We start from the raw sequence: 21,183 nt of genomic DNA, 5'->3' as shown, positions 1-21,183 counted from the left end.
TTTGTCTGAATGACGAGTGTTTGCCCCGCAGCTACTGGCGGTGTTGCTTTTATTCAAAAACCAACACGCTAGGACAGCATATGACTATTTCAAACAGCAGCTCTTTTGACAGTGCCTCAGCGGCATCACAAGTTCAAACGCACAACCCAGCCGATAACATACCTCTCGTATCAGACACCAAAGCCGATAAAAAAGCCGACGCACTAAAAACGCCTGCCCACCGCGCCGCCAGTGATGCACGCTTTGAAGAAGACGCGCGCGACTTACACCGTATCCTACCCGCCTCGCGCAAAGTCTATATCGAAGGCTCACGGCCTGATATTCAAGTACCGATGCGTGAAATCAGCTTAACGGATACGCCAGTTGGCGGTACGGGTGATAAGGATGGCGAGCACAATCCGCCTTTTTATGTGTACGATACTTCAGGTGTGTACACTGACCCCAATGTCGAGATTGATCTGACCCGCGGTCTACCCAAACTGCGTGAAAACTGGATCGCTGAGCGCGGTGATACCGAGCAACTAAGCGGTCTATCTAGCTCGTACGGGCAAGCGCGTGCTCGTGACATCAGTACTGCCAACCTCAGGTTTGCTCATATTGACAAACCGCGCCGTGCCAAAGCAGGGAAAAACGTCACGCAGATTTACTACGCGCGTCGCGGCATCATTACCCCTGAGATGGAATATATTGCGATACGTGAGACGCAAAAGCAGCATGAACTGACTGACATGCGTCAACATGAGGGTGAGAGCTTCGGTGCCAATATGCCCAAAATTATCACCCCTGAGTTTGTCCGTGATGAAGTAGCCGCTGGACGCGCAATTATCCCCAACAACATCAACCACCCTGAATCTGAGCCAATGATTATCGGGCGTAACTTTTTGGTAAAAATCAATGCCAATATCGGCAACTCAGCGCTCGGCTCATCGATCGATGAAGAAGTCTCCAAAATGACGTGGGCCACGCGTTGGGGCGCGGATACCATCATGGATTTATCGACGGGCAATCACATTCACGAAACCCGCGAATGGCTAATCCGTAACTCGCCTGTGCCGATTGGTACCGTACCGATTTATCAAGCCTTAGAAAAAGTCGATGGCGTCGCTGAAGATCTGACGTGGGAGATATTCCGTGATACCTTGATCGAGCAAGCCGAGCAAGGTGTGGATTACTTTACCATTCACGCAGGCGTCCTGCTCCGCTATGTACCGCTCACCGCAAAGCGTTTGACAGGTATCGTCTCACGCGGTGGCTCTATCATGGCGCAGTGGTGTCTGGCGCATCACAAAGAGAGCTTTTTATACACGCATTTTGAAGATATCTGCGAGATTATGAAGCAATACGATGTGGCGTTCAGTCTAGGTGATGGCCTACGCCCCGGCTGCTTGCAAGATGCCAATGATGAAGCGCAGTTCGGTGAGCTACGCACCCTTGGAGAATTGACCAAAGTGGCATGGGAGCACGACGTACAGGTGATGATTGAAGGCCCTGGACACGTGGCGATGAACCGTATCAAAGAAAACATGGACTTGCAGCTTGAGCTGTGTGCGGACGCGCCTTTCTATACCTTGGGCCCATTAACGACTGACATCGCCCCAGGTTATGACCATATCACCAGTGCGATTGGTGCGGCGATGATTGGCTGGTTTGGTACCGCGATGCTATGCTATGTCACACCAAAAGAGCACTTGGGTCTACCAAACAAAAAAGACGTCAAAGACGGCATTATTACCTATAAAATCGCTGCACACGCCGCCGACCTTGCCAAAGGTCACCCTGGTGCACAGGCGCGTGATAATGCGCTATCCAAAGCGCGCTTTGAATTCCGCTGGGATGATCAGTTCAATTTGGCGCTCGACCCTGATACCGCGCGCGAATATCACGATGAAACGTTGCCAAAAGATGCGCACAAGTCGGCACACTTTTGCTCTATGTGTGGTCCGAAGTTTTGCTCCATGAAAATCACGCAAAACGTGCGTGAGTATGCAGCAGGACTGGACAAAGATGCCGCCAATAAAAAGGTAACGCCGCAATCAGGCGACTTAAGCGATGATGATCATTTGATCAAAAAAGTCGATACAGAACTGGTCGGACAAGTAGGCGAAGCCAGTGCTGAAGAAGTCCGTCAAGGCATGGCTGAGATGATGGAAAAATACAACAAGGAAGGACGCCAGTTATACAAAGAGGTATAAGCTTTTTACTATAATAAAAAAGCCCAAACCTGACTATCAGGTTTGGGCTTTTTTAGTTTATGTATTTAGTAATATCAAACCTTCGACGCCTGATAAATCTCCTCAATCGACGTATTAATGGTATCGGCAAACTCTTCATCGCTTTGCTGCTTACTCAACCCTTCGGTAAAGGCGCGCGAGAAGCTGGCAATCATACCGGGGTTTTGTTTGAGCTTCGCGCACGCATCAGTGCGGCTATAACCACCAGATAGCGCCACGGCTTTGAGCACTTTTGGATGGTCAACCAGTTCCTGATAAAATCCTGCTTCCTCAGGCAATGTCAGCTTGAGCATTACTTGCTGTTCGTCATTTAAGCGTTCCAGATTACGCAAAATATTGGCTTTTAATAGCACTTCGCAATCATGTTTTTGGGCACTATCAATATTAACCTCTGGTTCAACGATTGGCATCAAGCCTTTTGAGATGATTTGCTTGGCCACATCAAACTGCTGCTGTACAACGAGCTCAATACCATCGACATTTGGCTCATAAATGACTGAGCGCATCTTGGTACCAAATACTGGATAGTTCTTGGCTTTATCTAGCAACAGGTCTAGATTAGGCATCGGCTTCATGACTTGGACGCCGCTCATCTGCTCCGCCAAACCTTTATCTACCTTCAAGAATGGAACGATTTGCTTGTCTTCCCACAAATAGTTGGCGGTCGACTTACCATTGACGTCGCGCTCCATGGTATCTTCAAATAAGATCGCACCAAGCACACGCTCATTGTCAAAACAGTCGCACGTCATGATACGGGCACGCATCTCATGCACCAAATCAAACATGGCCTCATCATTCTCATACTCATCGCCGCTGATGCCGTAATTCTCTAAAGCCTTTGGTGTGCTGCCGCCACTTTGGTCGAGCGCAGCGATAAACCCTGAACCGTCTTTTATGCGCTGTAACTGATTGTCGTATTCCATTGAAAGTACATCCTATTTTTATTGAGTGAAATTAAACATTATAAATCAAGCTTTCTATCACCTATATAAGGTCTGCTATTTGTAGATGACCTTATCATAGGATGATAAGTATGCCTATATAGAAAACGTGACAACATCACTAAAAACTCTACTGAATTCTTCTTTGGACAACATATCTCACGCCAAAAATAAGACGCCCACACAGTATACTGCGAGTAGCAGCCCCACCAAATTGATGCGATTGAGTCGTTCTTTAAACACGCCCACTCCGATCAATGTGGCGACTGCGATGACACCCACGTTCATCCCCGTAAACACAATACTAGGTGAATCGGAGAGCACTTGATGGGCTCTGACATAAGCGTAAATATTACCCATGTTGAGCGCGCCAAGTAGCAATCCAGCGACAAGGGCGTCTGCCTGCCAGCGCACCCGAGTGACGAGCAAATAGACGAGTAATAATAACCCTGCGACGCCAAAACTCACAAACAGTGTCAACGGAAAAGCAGTACCCTGCTTGGCAACCTGCTTAAACAAGATATCGATGATGCCGTAACCCGCCCATACACCGAATAACCACAGCGGTGTGTATTTTGTTTGCTTAGGGGTATCTGTCTGCTGTGGTCGATAAACCAGTGCTCCTAGTGCCAAAAAGCCAAGTACCAATCCCAGCACACGCGTATCTGTCAGCACCTCACCAAATAGCAAAAAAGCGGCAATGATCGGAATAATCAATGATAGGCGCTGGGAGGCATCCGTTGCCACCATTCCCACCGCCTCAATAGCACGTCCAAGAATGATAAACACGGCCGGTAGCAAGATCCCAAGCGCGATGATGATGCCCCAAGCACTGTCTAGCGCATGTATGGCGCCGACATCAGGCTTCAATAAAAGCCAAGTCAGTAAAAAAGCGACGGGATAACCTGCGACAATGGTCTGACGAATATCCATTTTCTTTTGGCGTAGTATTTTTAAAAGCACTGAAACAGCGACGCTACACAGCACCGCAATGGTTAGATACATCATTAAGGCCTACCTTTTGAACCCTAGTACTGGGTATTTATTATCCATACACTGGTGGCGCAGCATCAAGTAAGCCGCTTTGTATTTGACTGATTTCATTAAAAAATATGATTACAACGCTCATCATTCGATCAACTAAGCCAGTTGCGGTCTAGAAGGTAGCAAAATATATTTTTGACAGCAATCTATTTATCCGTATTTCCATGCGCGTTATTGGCAATAACGTATCAACCAAAAGCACTATGCATGGATAAATTACAATTTACTGCACGCCTGATTGCCAAGTTTTGATAAAATACCCTGCTATTTTATTAACATAAGTAACGACTCAAAACCGTTCTGTTTTGACGTATTATTGCCGCCTATGAACGCTCTCTTTCGTTTTTTTGAATCCCGTCTTCCTGCCTTCCCAGAAACGCCCATGCCATTGCCTCGTAAGGGGTTATTGAAGTTTTTGTGGGCCTGTACTCATGGTTTGCGTGGCTGGCTGTTCTTATTTATGATCCTCTCCGCAGGTGTTGGGGTCTATGAGGCCATGTTGTTTGCATGGATTGGTAACTTGGTGGATTGGCTGGGTGCTTATACCCCGCAGACACTGTGGGCAGAAAAAAGCGACATGCTACTGCTGATGTTTGCTGTCTTAATCCTCAGCCCATTTTGGATTGGCTTATCGTCATTGGTACATTTTCAAGTGATCCAAGGCGTGTTTCCGATGCAGATGCGCTGGCGTTTTCACCGCCGAATGCTTGGGCAGTCGATGCAGTTTTATCAAGATGAGTTTTCAGGACGTGTCTCAGCAAAGGTGATGCAAACGGCATTGGCCGTGCGTGATACAGTGATGACCATCACCGATATGATGATGTATGTGGTGGTGTATTTTGTCACTACTGGGGTGATTTTATTTAATCTGGACAGCTTGCTGCTCATTCCATTTGCGGTTTGGTTTGTACTGTTTGGGCTTTCCATGTGGTACTTTATTCCGCGCCTCAAACGTACGGCCATTGTCCAAGCGGATGCCCGTGCGTTGATGACAGGACGCATCACCGATGCTTATGCCAATATCATGACCGTCAAGCTGTTTAGCCACTCGCAGCGCGAATTGGGTTATGCCAAATACGCGATGAATCAGTTTTTGGGTACGGTACACGCACAGATGCGCTGGGTCAGCTATCTTGAGGTCGTCAACCATGCCATCAGTGTGACTCTGATTGGCTCGACTGCAGCTATCGGTGTATATTTGTGGCAACAAGGTGATGTGGGTGTTGGTGCGATTGCCGCAGCGACTGCTATGGCACTGCGCTTAAACGGTTTGACCCACTGGATTATGTGGCAGACTACCAGTTTGTTTGAGAGTATTGGTACGGTACAAGATGGTATGCGTACTCTATCAGCCCCGCAAAAAATCGTCGATAAGCCTAATTCGCAAACACTAACGGTCACTGATGGTCGTATTGTCTTTGATCATATTGATTTTGGTTACGAAGAGGATATGAGCGCTGCCGATGATGAAGGCGCGCGCGTCGATGAGGCGCACACTGCAGGTACCGCACTGGCGAGCAACCGTGTGAAGCTGCTAGATGACTTTTATTTGGACATCAAACCAGGTGAAAAAATCGGTCTGGTCGGACGCTCTGGGGCAGGCAAATCAACCTTGGTGAATTTACTACTACGCTTCTTTGATGTCGATAGTGGCAAAATCTTTATTGATGGACAGGCAATTGATGAAGTCACTCAAGAGTCACTGCGCCAGCAAATTGGCATGGTGACCCAAGACACCTCGTTATTGCATCGTACCATCCGTGAAAACATTGCTTATGGTCGTCCAGATGCCACCGATGCTGAAATTATTGAAGCCACTAAGCAAGCCCAAGCATGGGACTTTATCAAAGACTTAAGCGATGACAAAGGCAACACCGGCCTTGATACTCAGGTCGGTGAGCGCGGCGTCAAACTCTCAGGTGGTCAGCGCCAGCGTATTGCCATCTCCCGCGTAATGCTGAAAAACGCACCAATTTTGCTGCTTGATGAAGCCACGAGTGCCCTTGACTCTGAAATCGAATTTGCTATTACTGAAAGCTTAAACGACATGATGACTGGCAAAACCGTGATTGCCATTGCCCACCGTTTATCAACCATTGCGGCACTGGATCGACTAGTAGTGATGGACAAAGGGCGTATTATTGAACAAGGCAGTCACGAGGCGCTGCTCGCACGCGATGGCGTCTATGCTAAATTATGGCAACGTCAAAGCGGTGGTTTCTTAGGTGAAGACAACTAAGACCCATCAAAATAAATCACAAGGAAGTGTTTATTTTATGGAAGCATTTACAAACAGCATCAATCTTGATGGTAAAAAAGCACGTTACTATCATCTTAGCCAGCTCAATCAGTCAGTTCAAACAGATAACCATCGCCGCACACCCGCGCATTTTTATGGTGGTAATAGTTTCACCGTTGGTACCTATACGCCATTGCTAAATGAGCTGGCAACTGAGTTTGATATCAGCTCACTTGCCCTGCGTGGCTATTGGTATGACAAACCGCACAGCCGTCGTCTAACGCGTGAGCAAGATGCTGACCTGCTTATTGAGTTTTTAGAAAAAACACAAGATAAGCCTGTCGTCGGTATCGGACATTCACAAGGCGCAACCGCCACAGCCATGGCAGCAGCCAAACGTCCAGAGCTATTTTCGCAGCTATATCTGATAGAGCCTGTCACATTCACCAAAAACCAAGCTATTTTGTATAATCTGTTACCGCGCTCTATCCTGCTGAGTCGTGAGCCTTTCAAAAGCACAGTAAATCGGCAATCTACGTGGCCAAGTGTCGATGCTTATTATGACAACTTGCGTGCGCAGCGTGCTTATAGACGCATCAGTGATGAACACTTGCAGATATTTGCCGAACAGAGCTTGAGCAAAAATCCAAATGGAAGTTACAGCTTGATGTTTGCTCCAGAGCAAGAGCTGGCCAACTATTTTGGCGCCCCTCATATCGATGCCGCGCTCAAAAAACTACGCTGCCCCTATACGCTGATTACCGGTAAGCCTACTTTATTCATCAATGATAAGGTACGACAACAATGGCAAAAATTTGTGCCTGATAGCAGCATCATCTCATTGCTAGACTATGGTCACCTGCTGCCAATGGAAGCGCCCAAACTGTGTGCTCAGATCATTCAAGAGCACTATCAACGCAGCAAATAATGAGAGATAACTATTAATCTATGACTGACCTTTTTGCGTCCGCACCCACAGATAATATATTGCCCTATGATGGTAATGTAAACGATCTAGGCATAGTCATAAACGATGCCAATGTCCTCTATAATACGTTGCTAAATGGGTTGCCTTGGCAATCGGATATAGTGACGTTATTTGGTAAAACTCATGTGACGACTCGCCAAATTGTCTGGATGGGAGACACGGATGCAGATTACCAGTATTCAGGGCACACGCGACAGACAATACCATGGTCAGATATAGTGTTCCATGTGAAACAATATGTAGAAAAAGCGTTGGCAGACATCGGTATTGCAGCACATTTCAACACCTGCTTGCTCAACTATTATCCAACTGGCACTGATGGCATGGGCTATCATGCCGATGATGAAAAAGAGCTCGGTCATCAACCAATCATTGCATCTCTCTCCCTTGGTGCCACCCGCAAATTTGTTTTTAAGCACAAAAAAACTCAAGAAAAAGTCGCGCTTTATCTTGAGTCTGGACAATTAATTGTCATGCATGGGGAGACACAGCGCTTTTGGAAGCATACAATCACGAAAACAAAAACAGTCGATACTGGACGGATTAGCCTAACCTTTCGTCAAATGCTTGCAAACTAAAACTGCCATGGTCAGGTTGAGTAAACGATTACCTATGCAATGCGATCTAAAAAACGTTCACGGTAGCATTGATACGCCGCTTCACAGACATTGGCCGTATATAGTCAATCCTAAATAAAACAGATACATTATATATCAAGGTGGAACTGGTCTAAATTTTCCTTGCGTGCTGTGCCTACGCAGACAGAGGCTGCGAAAAAATTATCCCAGTCCCACTGTATCGTTTTTATACTGAATTCACTATAGTTGGCATTAACACCGCCTGCCACTACTGCACCCACCGCAGGAATGATTTGCGCGGCTTTCGTTTTGACCATATTGGTGGCCACTTTGGTTGCTGTCTGACGCAGTACCCGCGACATGACCTCTTCATTAATCTGATTAAATGTCTGCGTTTCTGGATCTTTAATCATCGCACGGGTATCATCCAGTGCTGCTTTGCGCGCTTCAGCAGAGGCAGAAATAGCCACCGCCAACAAAGACATGGCAAACAACTGCTCGCCTTTATCATTCATGTCTAGGCCACATGATCCGTTACTTTTTCGTCTGTTTTTTATTCTCTGTATCTTTATTTTCAATGTCTTTATTCATAATCATAGAACATCCTTTGTTATTACTTCATTTATCAGCGTGTCTCTCACTATCCTACAGCAGACAACATTAGAGAGTAGGCCTGTTGTGTTGTCAGAGACACCATTCTTGTAGAGCTTTATGAAGTACGTAAAGGATCCTATGATTTTTAAAAAACTGGTTAGCGCCCCTTATTCAGAAGCAGCAAGGACAATTTTTCCGAATGCATCGCCCTTTTGTAGCTCATGGTGCGCGGCTACCACTTCTGATAAAGGATAGATTTTTTGGATTTTTAAGGTTAATTGACCATCAGCGACTTGCTGTAAAACACGCGCCATATCATCACCACTACGCTGCGCTTTATACCCTGATACTTCTAAGCTTTTTTGCTCGCCTGCTTCTTTGAGTTTATCGACCCAAATGGTTGGCAACACATTCACGCGCGCGCCCGATTTGAGCACACTCAGGGCGCGCACGCCAGCATCATCGCCAACTAAGTCAAGTAGTACGTCGGCTTGCAAGTCAGGGAACGCTTCGTCTTTGGTATAATCAATCCAGCCTGCCAGCTTGTCAGTATCGATAAGCTCACCGAGCTTGGCATATTTTTCTGGTGAGCAAATAACTGTGACCTTAATATCATCACGGCTTACTTTGTCCATTAATAGCTGTATTAATAAGTGACCGACGCCGCCTGCTGGTGCATTGATTACGACATGCTCACCCTCTTTGATATCTGCAAATTCCACAAACTGTAGCGCTGTTTGCCCAATGCACGGCAATGCCCCTGCCTGCTCTAATGTCACATTCTCTGGCACTTTGGCAAGCATTTTGGTGTCTACCGCCACGTACTGCGCATAGCAACCACCAGTAAAGGTCAAGGCGGCAACGCGATCTCCAATAGCGAACTCATCGCTGCTGCTATCAACCACTGTACCTGATACGTCAAACCCTAAAATAGCAGGCTGGTTATTGTCGAATTTTTGTTTTTGTATATTTTCTGCGCCCCACCCTTTGCCTTGGCGGGTTTTATAATCGACAGGGTTGATACCGGCATAGGCGACTTTGACCAATACCTGATCGTCCTGTAATTCAGGGATGTCGACACCATCCTGATATATCATTACTTCTGGTTCACCGAATTCACGTATCAGGGCAGCGTGCTGGGTATTGGGGAGTTGAGGTTGTTGGTTATTGTCGTTAGTAGATGGCGTTGCCATAGTGATATATCCTTATATTTTGTTTATTAGTTAGTGCTTACTATTTATTTCAAGTTAGATGACTATTTCATAAGGGGGGATTTTAGTCGATAGTATTTTTGCTAAAAAGATGTTTTAGTCTCGATAGATTATCAAGGCAGTGCATCCGAGCACATCACCACCAAGTATTAAGAAAGTATTAAGGCAGCATCAGCTTTGCACTAATCGGCAAATGATCCGACAATGATGACCACGGCTTTCCACCATGTACCCATGCGTCTTTGACAACCAAATTACGCAGATAGATACGATCTAAACTGAGCACTGGCAGTTTTGCGGGGAATGTCGGTAGCAATTTGCCATGACAATGTCTAAATGCTTCTATCATACCAAGCTCAGTTGCCAGTTTGTCGCAAGACATCTTTTTCCAATCGTTAAAATCGCCTGCCAAGATGAGCGGTTGATCAGGTGCAATCTCATTTCTTACATAATCGCTGATAGCCTGATACTGCTTAATACGGTCACGCTCAAACAGATTTAGATGCGCGCACAGTACAACAACTGGTCTGTCCCAACCGATAGGCTGCACTTCACAATGCAGGACGCCGCGCTGCTCTAGCCGATTGACCGTAATATTGACATTGTGCTTTGGGTCTAATGGGAACCGGCTTAATACGGCATTGCCGTGATGACCATTCTCGTATTCTGAGTTTTTGCCATAGCTATTTTCTAAATCCAAAAATTCGCCAAACCATTCATGCTGAGACTGATTGGGATATTCGTTATATTGCATATTGCGTTTAAGGTTTTGCCCTTGCACCTCTTGCAAACATAAGATGTCGGAGCCCACCGCTTCTAACGCTTGAGCAATACCTTGCATTTTCACCTGACGGTTTAGTGGTGACATGCCTTTATGAATGTTGTAGCTGGTCAAAACAAAAGAGGTGGTAGTCATAATTTGGTTAATTGTACGCTCAATATTTATGGAGTAAAAATCAATAGCTCAGCTACGATAACACCCAGAGTGATAGTAATGAAAGAAATAAAAAGAGCACTGGCTCATATCGAACCAATGCTCTCATATTACACCTATGCATTATTGATGGCCAATTCATAAATGAATATCGCACGTAGGTGTTATTGTTAGATCATCGTTAAATTAGTAACGAGTAACCAACGCGATTGGTTGATCTTCACCCATGATATCTTGTGGCATAAATACAGCTTTACCACCATTATGGATGACATGCTCGATGATTTCACCGATCGCATCATCAGTCACGCCTTCTGCGCTAGCGTCGCTTACAAGGCTTAGAGTTTGCGCTTTTTCATCAATTTTGGCAGATTGGATATAGCCACGACGTACATAAAGGGTCTCGCCAGCGCCTTGGAAAGCGCTACGGTATACTTCCTGCAGATCAGTCTGCAGCATATTCGCACCGCGGGCTTTATCGATTTCGCCCAAAGCAGCATGATGTAATGATGTACGGTATTCTTCTACCGCTTCTTGTACACTATCAACGATATGCTGAGCGCTGCCATCTTCTAAATTAGTAACATTTGACACGGTAGCAATGATGTTGTCTGGACGGTCGCAGACTTCTTTATAGTAACCGATGTTTTTGGCGTCACCAACGATCACGAGTGGCATTTTGTGCTCACCCCATAGCTCTTGTACGCTTTTATCGACTTGATTAAAGTATTCTTTTAAGTGGCTGCTTTCATTATTTGATGAACGATCTGACCCACCGTCACCTGTGGTATACAGCCCGTTATTTTCAACAGGAAACTGGATATTTTCCATGTTGTTTTGTATGTCGTCATCTTTATCAAACTCTCTAATGACGCGATCATTTGATGCTTCAATCAGACGAGAATTATCGCGGGTTAGGACAACCGTGTAGTAATGTACCGCACTGGCCATATCACGCACCAAATCACGAGTGGCAAAGCTGTCTGATATGACAACGCGCTCGGTCGTATCGATTGGCATACGGACGATTTGCACATCATCTGTACTAGCAAATATCGCTAAAGTATCAAGATTATAGTTATGATTTAATTCTTTGGTCTTTGCATGAATATTATCTAAAATAGTCGTCGCTGTGCTCTTATCATATTCTTTATTTAGGCGGTCTTCGACAACTTTCAACTGATTTTTTAGAGCGATAGGATCTTGCTCGTTAGCTGGATGCGCGCGGTGGGTCTTAACAAAGATACTTACCGCTGGATTGGCTTTGGTTTCACGTAAGCTTTTAAGAGTCGCTTTCATATATTGCTCCTTGTTTTATTATCATTTACTGTCGATTTTATACATTCTTTTATGAGTACAATGTCAGGGCATCTTGCCTTATTTATTATTAATAGCAGCTCTAATCATTGTCGGTAAACAACGAATTATTCTGTCAATTCATCAATATTTTTTGTCCATTGTCTATCTGTACGCCTGATCGGCGTACAATTTTTAAATTCCTTTATCTTGATGCTATCAGCTACCCTAAGCTCGCTATAGGGTTAATTTGCAAGCAAATGATAGCACTTTGTAAGTAGAGCACTCTGTATTGTTAAAGATTTCTAACATCTCAACTTACTATATTATTTGTCGTTTCCTTTGAGCATTCACTTTTAGTTTAAGCATTCACTCTTAGTTTATAAGTACTCAGGTTGTATTTTGACTAAATGAACCCATCTTTTATATAACTAAATATAAATTTTAAATGGCGCGAGTCGTAGTACATCGCAAAGTTAGATCGTATCAAGCGCGATTTAAAAGCTACGTTTGCCCAATGTTTCTTTCATAATAATCATTAATATCGGATACCTTTATGTCTCTTCCTTCTTCAGATTTGCGCCTTGTTGATTTTACCAATGCTGCGCCAAGTACATTACAAACCCAAGTCATCAATGCTATCGACGATGCCAATAGTTTCTTAGATAACTTGACGGCGGGGGCTGACAATAGTACTGGCATTGCAAAATTAAGCGCTGAGCAAGCACTGGCAGATGTGATGCAGTTTGATCATATCAATCTAGCGCTGGATCGTAGCTGGGGAATCTTGTCTCATCTCAATGGCGTGATGAGTAACGATGAGATTCGTCATGTCCATCACGAGCTACTGCCCAAGTTATCGGCTTACGGGACGCGGGTTGGTCAACATCAGCCACTTTTTACCCGCTATCAAACGATCGCCGATGATAACGAGTTTTTTGCGGCACTTGAGCCGGCACGTGCGCGGGCGATCGAGCTGGCACTACGTAGCTTTGAGTTATCAGGGGTCGCCTTGCCTCAAGCTGAGCAAGAGCAGTTTGCCGCGATCCAAAGCGAGCTATCAACCTTATCTGCAACATTCTCAGATCATATCTTGGATGCAACCCAAGCCTTTGCATTGCCTTTAGAAGAAAGTCAGCTAAAAGGCTTAACAGAGAGCGGTTTGGCGCTATTGGCAGATGCAGGTGCACAGTACAAAACGCGTGAGCTTGCTAATGGCACCCTGAGTCAAACAGATATAGACGCGCTTCCGACGCCTTATTATGTCGCAAGCTTGAACATTCCTGTATATCTAGCGGTTATGACCCACGCTGATGATCGCAGCTTACGGGAAACGCTGTATCGCGCTTATGTCACGCGCGCCTCTGAATTTGATACGCATACCAATGCTAAAGGTGAGTCATTAAACAATGCTGACATCATGAGCAAAATTCTCACCTTACGTGAACAAAAGGCCAAGTTATTAGGCTTTGATAATTATGCTGAAGTATCCCTATCGACTAAGATGGCAGACAGTGTCTCAGAGGTAGAAACGTTCCTGCGTGACTTGGCCACTCAAGCGACCCCAGCCGCGCAGAAAGATTTAGCACAGTTACAGAGGTATGCGCAGGATTATGGCATTGATAAATTGCAACCTTGGGATAGCGCCTACATCGCTGAGAAAGTAAAACAAAGTGAATTTAGCTTGTCACAAGAAGAGATTCGTCCTTATTTCCCACTGCCAAAAGTGACGAGCGGTTTGTTTGCCATTGTCGAACGTCTATATGGTATTACAGTACAAGAGCAAAGCTATGAGGGTGCAGATGATCATTCTGTATCACGCTGGCACGATGACGTACGTTTTTACCAACTGTTTGATGCTGATGATCAATTGATTGGCGGATTTTATTTTGATTTGTTTGCTCGTAGCGGCAAGCGCGGCGGTGCTTGGATGAGTGGTTTTCAATCTCGTTACAGTTACGAGGAACAAAACCATCAGCAGCTACCTGTTTGCTTCATGGTTGGCAATTTTACGCCCGCACTTGATGGCAAGCCAAGCTTATTGACCCATGAAGAGGTGCTGACCTTATTCCACGAATTTGGTCACGGCTTACATCATTTGTTAACTCAAGTGACGGTCGGTGATGTCGCGGGTGTCAATGGCGTCGAATGGGATGCCGTCGAGCTTCCTAGTCAGTTTATGGAAAACTGGGCTTGGGATGCTGAAGGCATTGCCCTTATTAGCAGTCATGTCGACACTGGCGAGCCATTGCCTAAAGACAAACTTGATGCACTATTGGCTGTCAAAAACTTCCAAAGCGGCCTACAAACGCTGCGCCAGATTGAGTTTGCGCTGTTTGATTTGCTGATTCATGCCCATACACCAGCACTTAATTATGAGGGTATCTTAGCGACTTTAAATGCCGTGCGTAGCGATATCGCTATCATGCAAACACCTGACTATAACCGCTTTGCCAATGGCTTCAGCCATATATTCGCAGGTGGCTATGCTGCAGGTTATTACTCGTATAAATGGGCTGAGCTGCTATCAGCTGACGCGTTTAGTAAGTTTGAAGAAGACGGTATTTTTAACCCAGCAACGGGTAAAGCTTTTCGTGAGTCGATCCTGTCTGTTGGAGGCAGTTTTCCAGCCAAAACCAATTTCGAAAACTTCCGTGGCCGTAGTGCGAACATAGATGCCTTGCTACGCCATAACGGTTTCACTGATGCAAAAAACACTGATGCTGCAAATGCTCAAACAACACGCGAGGCTATCTAAATGCGCTATCAGTCATCAAGCCCTAAACGTCGATTTTTAGCAGGAGTGCGCTGTCCAAAATGCCAGGAGATGGATGCTGTGGTACAGATAAATATTGTTACGCCAGCGCCAGATGAATACATCGAATGCACAAAATGCGGACATTCGGAACATCGCCCTGACCCTGATGCCATCAGCGCCAAAAACCATCTTGAGGATCAGCTTGCTCGCGATGCCATGACAACAGGCACCAGTGGTACAGTCAAGTTCAAACCCTAGTTATCCAGTGTTGTTTCTAGACTACCACCTAAGCAACTCACTATTTCATACTGACTTAAGCCTATCTATCAATAGATAGGCTTTTTATTTTGAGTTTGCTATAGTAGGTCTACTTATATTCTTGACACAAATCGATCATAATATGAACCGTAAAAAAATGCGCCCTTTATCGACCAAGCCTTCTAGGGCAACATCTGCGACAGCTGGCCGACGAGTTTGGATTATCCTTATTTTTGCGGTGATACTCATTGCTGTTGGTTACTTACTTTGGGTAAAACCCGAGCCAGAAGTGGTTTCACCTATCATTCAATCAACTACGATGAATAAGCAAACCGAGGCTGCTCAAGCGGCTTCGACTCCACACATCATAACTGATGAGCCTGACACTGTACTCACTGACAGCAGTTTCACTGATGAAAGCGCCAGTGCAGACGACAATAAGGGTGTTGAAACGCGAAACCCTAAAGCTATCTTAAATGCACCGCTGCCAAAGACGGACAGCTTAGCCAAAGAAGAAATTGATCGTTTAGAAGATGAACGTAAACGCTTAGCTGAACAAGAAAAGTTGGCTGCTGAGCAATTGGCAATGAATAAACAGCTAACCGATATGAAAGCAGAACAAATCGCTCTACTTGAACAGCAAATAGCACAATTAGAAGCGGATAGCTCTACTAGTACAGAGACACAATAAACGTAGGATTTTCACAAAGAGGTCTATAATGGCGATTCTGCAACTTACGCATGCCTCTATTTTAAATAGCAATGCACAGCTGCTTGTTTTACCTGTCAATAACGCTGGTGTCATTCTAGACCCTGTGCTCACGCGAGCCAAAACATTGTTTCCTGATAACTATCATCATTATCATAGCGTGTGCCGTGATGGCAGTCTGAGTGTTGGCAGCTGCTTACTGTATAAGCGCACACGTGAGCAATCTGGTCTTGGCATCAGTAGTAACGGCAATCAACCAAGTTATATCGCCAACCTTGCTGTATCAAACCACCCATACCATCCTGCGCGGTCGCGTTGGCTCATCGCGGCTTTGATTGACCTACAGCAGAAATTAATTCCGCTCATACGCTATCAGGGTATCCGTAGGGTTGCGCTACTCGCTCGTCCGCTTATCTCCGATAATCCTCGCGATCCTATATCTAATAAAAATGGGAGTATAAATTCGCTACCTCTAGATTGGCAGACTGATACGTTGCCATTATTGACCACGTATTTACAAGACCTACCAAAACTGCGTATCGATATACATATGCCCAAAAGCATTGATTTATAAATGGCTCTCTAGCCAGTCATCATTTTTTTGCGCCCATAAAAAAACCGCCTTGGGCACTCATAAGAGCATCCCAAGGCGGTTTTTATGAATCAAACTACATCAAATACTGAGCCTTAGTTCTGCTCAACACCTTTCATCGTCAGTTTGATACGGCCGCGGTTATCAACGTCTTGCACAAGCACTTTAACGACCTGACCTTCTTTCAGATAATCAGATACATTTTCTACGCGCTCTTCTGCGATTTGTGAGATGTGCACTAGGCCATCAGTGTTTGGTAATAGGTTAACAAACGCACCAAAGTCGACGATACGAGCAACCGTACCTTCATAAGTTTTGCCAACTTCAACTTCAGCAGTTATTGCTTCGATTTTACCGATAGCGGCTTTAGTCGCTGCTTTGTTTTCACCAAAGATACGAATCGTACCAGCGTCATCGATATCGATAACCGCACCAGTCTCTTCGGTTAGCTGACGGATAGTTGCGCCGCCTTTACCGATAACGTCACGAATTTTGTCTGGGTTGATTTCGATAACGGCATAGTTTGGTGCATGAGCGTTGATTTCAGTACGGCTCTCAGGCAATACTTGGTTCATTGCGTCCAAGATATGGATACGACCAGCGTGGGCTTGCTTAAGCGCTTGCTCCATGATGTCAGGGGTAATACCTTCAATCTTGATATCCATCTGTAGTGCAGTGATACCGTTTTTAGAACCGGCTACTTTAAAGTCCATATCACCTAGATGATCTTCGTCACCTAAGATATCTGACAAGACAGCAAAACGCTCGCCTTCTTTAACCAGACCCATCGCGATACCAGCAACTGGTGCTTTTAATGGTACGCCTGCATCCATCAACGCCAAGCTTGCACCGCAAACAGACGCCATAGAAGATGAACCGTTTGATTCAGTGATTTCTGATACCACACGGATGACGTATGGGAAGCGTTCGCTATCTGGAAGCATCGCTTGTACACCGCGGCGTGCAAGGCGACCATGGCCGATTTCACGACGCTTTGGCGCGCCTTCACGACCCGTCTCACCTACTGAAAAGTGTGGGAAGTTGTAATGCAGCATGAAATGGTCGCGAATCGTGCCACCTAGTGAGTCAATCATATTGACATCACGGGTGTTACCAAGCGTGGTTGTCACCAATGCTTGCGTCTCACCGCGGGTAAACAGTGCTGAACCATGTGTATATGGTAGAACACCCACTTGTACGTCAAGTGCACGAACCGTCTCAAGATCACGACCATCAATACGCGGCTTACCTGACAAGATATTGTCACGCACGGTGCGGTATTTTTGTTCTTCATAGATGTCTTTGAGCTCAGACACTTTGTCACTGTAGTCGTCCGCTTCAGCATCACCTGCTAGGCTCTCAATGATGGCTTGCTTAATCTCATCAAGGGCCGCGTAACGCTCTTGCTTTTCAGTGATGGTGTAGGCTTCAGCGATTTTGTCGCCGAACTGTTCTTTTACCGCAGACTCTAGCTCAGCATTGGCAGCAGGCGCGGTGAATTCTTGCTTTTGTGTGCCCACTTCTTCAGCAAGGGCAACGATGTTGTCGATGACGATTTGTTGCTGCTCGTGACCGTACAAGACTGCGCCTAACATTTGGTCTTCTGACAGCTCTGCTGCTTCTGATTCAACCATCAATACTGCTGATTTGGTGCCCGCAACCACAAGGTCAAGGTCACTGGTTTCTAGCTGCTCAAGCGTTGGGTTTAGCACGTATTCGCCATCGATAAAGCCAACGCGTGCGCCAGCGATAGGACCGTTAAACGGCGCATCTGAGATTGCCAATGCCGCTGATGCACCAATCATCGCGGCGATGTCTGCGTGCTGCGTCTTGTCTGATGACACGACGGTGGCAGTAATTTGAATCTCGTTTACATAACCTTCAGGAAATAACGGACGAATCGGACGGTCGATTAAGCGAGAGGTCAGCGTTTCAAACTCGCTCGCACGGCCTTCACGTTTGCCGTAAGCACCTGGGATTTTACCCGCAGCGTACATTTTTTCTTGATAGTTTACGGTCAATGGAAAGAAGTTTTGACCTTCTTTGGCTTCTGATTTTACGACTGCTGCGACAAGTACGGTCACGCCACCCATATGTACTAATACAGAGTTTGCTTGACGGGCAATTCGGCCTGTCTCGATAACGACCTGCTGATCGCCGTACTGAAATTCACGCTTAATGGTATTAAACATTGTCATATAATCTTCCTAATGTTGACTGACAAAAGTGATATCAGCTTTGAAAAACCTGATATCTGTCATTAAAATTCTGTGTATATGGTCATTAACTGACAATCTCTCTATTAGAAATCATCTCAATCAATGCCAATAACTTTACCTAATTATTTCATATATCTTTTCGTGCTAGACATCGTACTATTATGTATATTTGGTCGTTCAATTTTGGCTTTACTATAAATACTATCAAACAGACATTAAGTCAAAAGACTTCGGCGCTAAAGACCGTCCAGGCTATGTCTACGCTCTCAAGAATCAGCTATTTACGCAGTAAGCTAAGAGACAAGTACTTTATCAGTAGTCGCTATATATTCAGTAGATATACTATCGAACTCACAAGGCATTATTTTACAGTGATTTATAGCCATTGACCAATTAATTGCAGAACAGAGCCGTTATCGATAGGAAATACTGATTTTAACGCCCAATCAGCATCATTATCATTATTTTTGGTAGCTGATGTTTGTCGACATTGATGTGTTTTAGACAAATGGTGCTATCTAAACATAGCTTTCAAAATGAATAAGCATAAAAAAACGGCGTGAAACTATTCCACACCGTTTTTAGAAAAATCTATTTTATCGATAACAACAAACAAGTTCCAAGCGGTTAGCAAAAATTTTAAGATTCTGCCATATAATGGCGTCCTTTGTTTTACCACCCACTCGTATTATTGTCGTTAGATTAGCGACGTAGACCTAACTGACTGATAAGAGTGGTGTAGCGACCAAGATCTTTACCTTTTAGGTAATCAAGCAATTTGCGACGCGTGTTAACCATACGGATAAGACCGCGACGGCTATGATGGTCAGCTTTATGTTCTTTGAAATGATTCTGCAAATCGTTGATACGAGCGCTCAACAAAGCTACTTGAACTTCTGGGGAGCCAGTGTCGTTTTCGCCACGTTGGTATTGAGCGATGATTTGTTCACGATCGGTATTAGTTAGCATAAATATCTCCGGCAATGCTAAAAACTTTAAAAACGGACTACAATTTGAGTCAGATTAAAAGCAGTAGAATAGTAAATAAAATAACTTGCGCGCCATTCAGGACAACCCTGCATTACTAGAGTTGACCTAGTGTACGACAAATTCAGTTAAAGATAACGACCATTTAACACGTTTGAACGTATGCATTATATTTATCAACGTCAACACCTAGTTAAGGTGTGGATCTAACTAACATACATTATTCAAAACCTGATTTAAATGTGAGGGCAATTATAACAAAAAACTGCTGAACTATCAGCAGTTTTTCATAAAACTTGTAAATTTAGATCTGGCCTTAATGGGAGGACAGTTTATCAACAGATGACAATGTTTGCTTATTTGTTAATATCATCTTGTGTTGCATTGCCACCTAGCTCGTCATCGTCAAGTGGTGACGCTGTGGTGGCTTCTGCCAAACTATCAGGAGTAGCATCCTCACCAGGATCAATGTCTTCTGATAATTGCTGAATTTTTTTTTCTTGCGCATCCATATTATCTGTTGAGTTACTCATGTTAGCTCCTACATTATTATTTTTCAAAATATCTATTTTACAGTTACCAATACTAAAATAATTATTGCTACTAAGCTAAAGCCAAATGCAGCTGTACCATTCTAGGCTGAATGACACACAAAGATACTATTTGTCTTCTTTAGCATCTTTTACATTACTAGCAATGCGGTCTGCTGCTGCTTCGCTGTTTTCAGTATGGTTGTCTTCAGTTTGACTCTTAAGAGCGGCCGTTGCCGATTCAGCACGTTGTTGCTCAAGTTCAGTATCATTTGGGTTAGAGTTAGACATAATATTTTCCTTAATTGTAATTATATCTTTAATTGTAATTATAAATAGTTGAGAATTTTTAATTTTTCATCTTTCAATAAATAAAGCAAAATTTAAGACAATGCTTTGTCGATAGCATCGACAAAATTACTGATATCATCTGGATTACGTGAAGTAATTAAATTGCCATCGACTTGTACAGTCTTATCGACGTACGTCGCACCAGCATTTTCTAGATCGGTTTGCAGCGTATGATAGGCGGTTAGTGTTTTGCCTTTAGCAATGCCCGTGTTGATAAGTGCCCAAGGTGCATGACAAATCACAGCTAATGGTTTACCTGCGTCGTTAATGGCATTGATAACCTTATGAGCGTCTTTGTTACCACGAATAGTATCAGCGTTCACTGTACCACCTGGCAATACCAATGCATCATAATCGGAAACATTTGCATCTTTTACGAAGATATCAGCAGTAAAGGTATCACCTTTATTTACATCCTGCTGCATGGCTTGGACTTCTTTAGCATCGTTCGTAGTGATCAGTAGCGTCTTATAACCTTTGTTTTTTAGCTGGTTATTCACATCTTCATATTCTGCTTGCTCGAAGTTATTGTGTAGTAAAAAAGCGATCGTTTTCATAATATTTCCTTTTGTATTTAGCATTGAGTTTGTATTAATTCATTTGTTTTAATATTTTTATCATTCATTAATGTTATACATCGTTAATAGTCTTCCCTTGACTGGTTTTATACTTATTAGAAAATGTCCTTGGTTATAATTCTATTTTTTGGTTATTATTGTC

Annotated in this window: 19 protein-coding genes; 8 read left to right on the top strand and 11 right to left on the bottom strand. The window is 44.4% G+C overall.

Features of this window, described 5'->3' with window-relative positions; all coding sequences use genetic code 11:
• Positions 1-80 precede the first annotated feature (80 nt).
• On the top strand, positions 81-2,192 hold the full coding sequence (gene thiC / locus CUR83_RS01320; RefSeq protein ID WP_284718907.1) for a phosphomethylpyrimidine synthase ThiC: 2,112 nt from the start codon (positions 81-83) through the stop codon (positions 2,190-2,192).
• A gap of 74 nt (positions 2,193-2,266) precedes the next feature.
• Here thiC and CUR83_RS01315 read toward each other — a convergent pair whose 3' ends face one another.
• Both CUR83_RS01315 and CUR83_RS01310 read right to left on the bottom strand, forming a co-directional pair.
• Entirely contained in the window at positions 2,267-3,157 is an 891-nt protein-coding gene (locus CUR83_RS01315) for a fructose bisphosphate aldolase (RefSeq protein WP_212564033.1), read from the bottom strand.
• Positions 3,158-3,334: 177 nt separating this feature from the next.
• Positions 3,335-4,183 carry an EamA/RhaT family transporter gene (locus CUR83_RS01310; protein ID WP_212564034.1) on the bottom strand — a complete coding sequence of 283 codons (849 nt, stop codon included), beginning with the start codon at positions 4,181-4,183 and terminating at the stop codon, positions 3,335-3,337.
• A 361-nt stretch (positions 4,184-4,544) separates the two neighbouring features.
• Between CUR83_RS01310 and CUR83_RS01305 the strand changes: the two genes are divergently transcribed.
• From CUR83_RS01305 to CUR83_RS01295, 3 genes are read left to right on the top strand one after another with little or no spacing between them, the layout of a single operon-like run.
• Entirely contained in the window at positions 4,545-6,458 is a 1,914-nt protein-coding gene (locus tag CUR83_RS01305) for an ABC transporter ATP-binding protein (protein WP_212564035.1), read from the top strand.
• 37 nt (positions 6,459-6,495) lie between these two features.
• On the top strand, positions 6,496-7,386 hold the full coding sequence (locus CUR83_RS01300; RefSeq protein WP_212564036.1) for an alpha/beta fold hydrolase: 891 nt from the start codon (positions 6,496-6,498) through the stop codon (positions 7,384-7,386).
• A 20-nt stretch (positions 7,387-7,406) separates the two neighbouring features.
• Positions 7,407-8,024, top strand: coding sequence for an alpha-ketoglutarate-dependent dioxygenase AlkB family protein (locus CUR83_RS01295; protein ID WP_186475303.1), 618 nt, complete (start codon positions 7,407-7,409; stop codon positions 8,022-8,024).
• A 128-nt stretch (positions 8,025-8,152) separates the two neighbouring features.
• Here CUR83_RS01295 and CUR83_RS01290 read toward each other — a convergent pair whose 3' ends face one another.
• The 4 genes from CUR83_RS01290 to CUR83_RS01275 form a co-directional block, all read right to left on the bottom strand.
• Entirely contained in the window at positions 8,153-8,539 is a 387-nt protein-coding gene (locus tag CUR83_RS01290; RefSeq protein WP_284718906.1) for an EcsC family protein, read from the bottom strand.
• Positions 8,540-8,785: 246 nt separating this feature from the next.
• Positions 8,786-9,811 (bottom strand): NADP-dependent oxidoreductase, encoded by a 1,026-nt coding sequence (locus CUR83_RS01285; protein WP_071002593.1) that lies wholly within the window; start codon positions 9,809-9,811, stop codon positions 8,786-8,788.
• 178 nt (positions 9,812-9,989) lie between these two features.
• Positions 9,990-10,745, bottom strand: a complete 756-nt coding sequence (locus tag CUR83_RS01280) for an endonuclease/exonuclease/phosphatase family protein (protein ID WP_071002594.1) — start codon at positions 10,743-10,745, stop codon at positions 9,990-9,992.
• Positions 10,746-10,949: 204 nt separating this feature from the next.
• Positions 10,950-12,062, bottom strand: coding sequence for an AOC03_06830 family ribosome hibernation factor (locus CUR83_RS01275; RefSeq protein ID WP_058023597.1), 1,113 nt, complete (start codon positions 12,060-12,062; stop codon positions 10,950-10,952).
• A 553-nt stretch (positions 12,063-12,615) separates the two neighbouring features.
• Between CUR83_RS01275 and CUR83_RS01270 the strand changes: the two genes are divergently transcribed.
• The 4 genes from CUR83_RS01270 to CUR83_RS01255 all read left to right on the top strand — a co-directional run bounded on the left by CUR83_RS01270 (position 12,616) and on the right by CUR83_RS01255 (position 16,358).
• The gene (locus CUR83_RS01270) at positions 12,616-14,817 is read left to right on the top strand and encodes a M3 family metallopeptidase (RefSeq protein ID WP_186475307.1); all 2,202 of its coding nucleotides are present in this window, start codon (positions 12,616-12,618) and stop codon (positions 14,815-14,817) included.
• Positions 14,818-15,075, top strand: a complete 258-nt coding sequence (locus CUR83_RS01265) for a YheV family putative zinc ribbon protein (protein WP_058023599.1) — start codon at positions 14,818-14,820, stop codon at positions 15,073-15,075.
• Between the two features lie 142 nt (positions 15,076-15,217).
• Positions 15,218-15,766, top strand: a complete 549-nt coding sequence (locus tag CUR83_RS01260) for a hypothetical protein (RefSeq protein ID WP_071002597.1) — start codon at positions 15,218-15,220, stop codon at positions 15,764-15,766.
• 28 nt (positions 15,767-15,794) lie between these two features.
• Positions 15,795-16,358: a hypothetical protein gene (locus CUR83_RS01255; RefSeq protein WP_071002598.1), complete on the top strand. Its 564-nt coding sequence runs from the start codon at positions 15,795-15,797 to the stop codon at positions 16,356-16,358.
• A 113-nt stretch (positions 16,359-16,471) separates the two neighbouring features.
• Here the strand turns inward: CUR83_RS01255 and pnp are convergent, their stop codons facing one another.
• From pnp to CUR83_RS01230, 5 genes are all read right to left on the bottom strand, one after another.
• Positions 16,472-18,574, bottom strand: coding sequence for a polyribonucleotide nucleotidyltransferase (gene pnp, locus CUR83_RS01250; protein ID WP_071002599.1), 2,103 nt, complete (start codon positions 18,572-18,574; stop codon positions 16,472-16,474).
• 723 nt (positions 18,575-19,297) lie between these two features.
• The gene (gene rpsO / locus CUR83_RS01245) at positions 19,298-19,564 is read right to left on the bottom strand and encodes a 30S ribosomal protein S15 (protein WP_058023603.1); all 267 of its coding nucleotides are present in this window, start codon (positions 19,562-19,564) and stop codon (positions 19,298-19,300) included.
• Between the two features lie 374 nt (positions 19,565-19,938).
• The gene (locus tag CUR83_RS01240; protein ID WP_167669387.1) at positions 19,939-20,115 is read right to left on the bottom strand and encodes a hypothetical protein; all 177 of its coding nucleotides are present in this window, start codon (positions 20,113-20,115) and stop codon (positions 19,939-19,941) included.
• 126 nt (positions 20,116-20,241) lie between these two features.
• Positions 20,242-20,403, bottom strand: coding sequence for a hypothetical protein (locus CUR83_RS01235; protein WP_156770984.1), 162 nt, complete (start codon positions 20,401-20,403; stop codon positions 20,242-20,244).
• Between the two features lie 92 nt (positions 20,404-20,495).
• A complete protein-coding gene (locus CUR83_RS01230; RefSeq protein ID WP_071002600.1) occupies positions 20,496-21,020 on the bottom strand; it encodes a type 1 glutamine amidotransferase domain-containing protein in 525 nt (174 codons plus the stop codon).
• Positions 21,021-21,183 lie beyond the last annotated feature (163 nt).

It is taken from the genome of Psychrobacter pocilloporae (assembly GCF_029872915.1).
In the GTDB taxonomy this organism is placed as follows: domain Bacteria; phylum Pseudomonadota; class Gammaproteobacteria; order Pseudomonadales; family Moraxellaceae; genus Psychrobacter; species Psychrobacter pacificensis.
The sequence above is the reverse complement of the archived record's forward strand: the minus strand, read 5'-3'. Positions and strand labels throughout refer to the sequence as shown.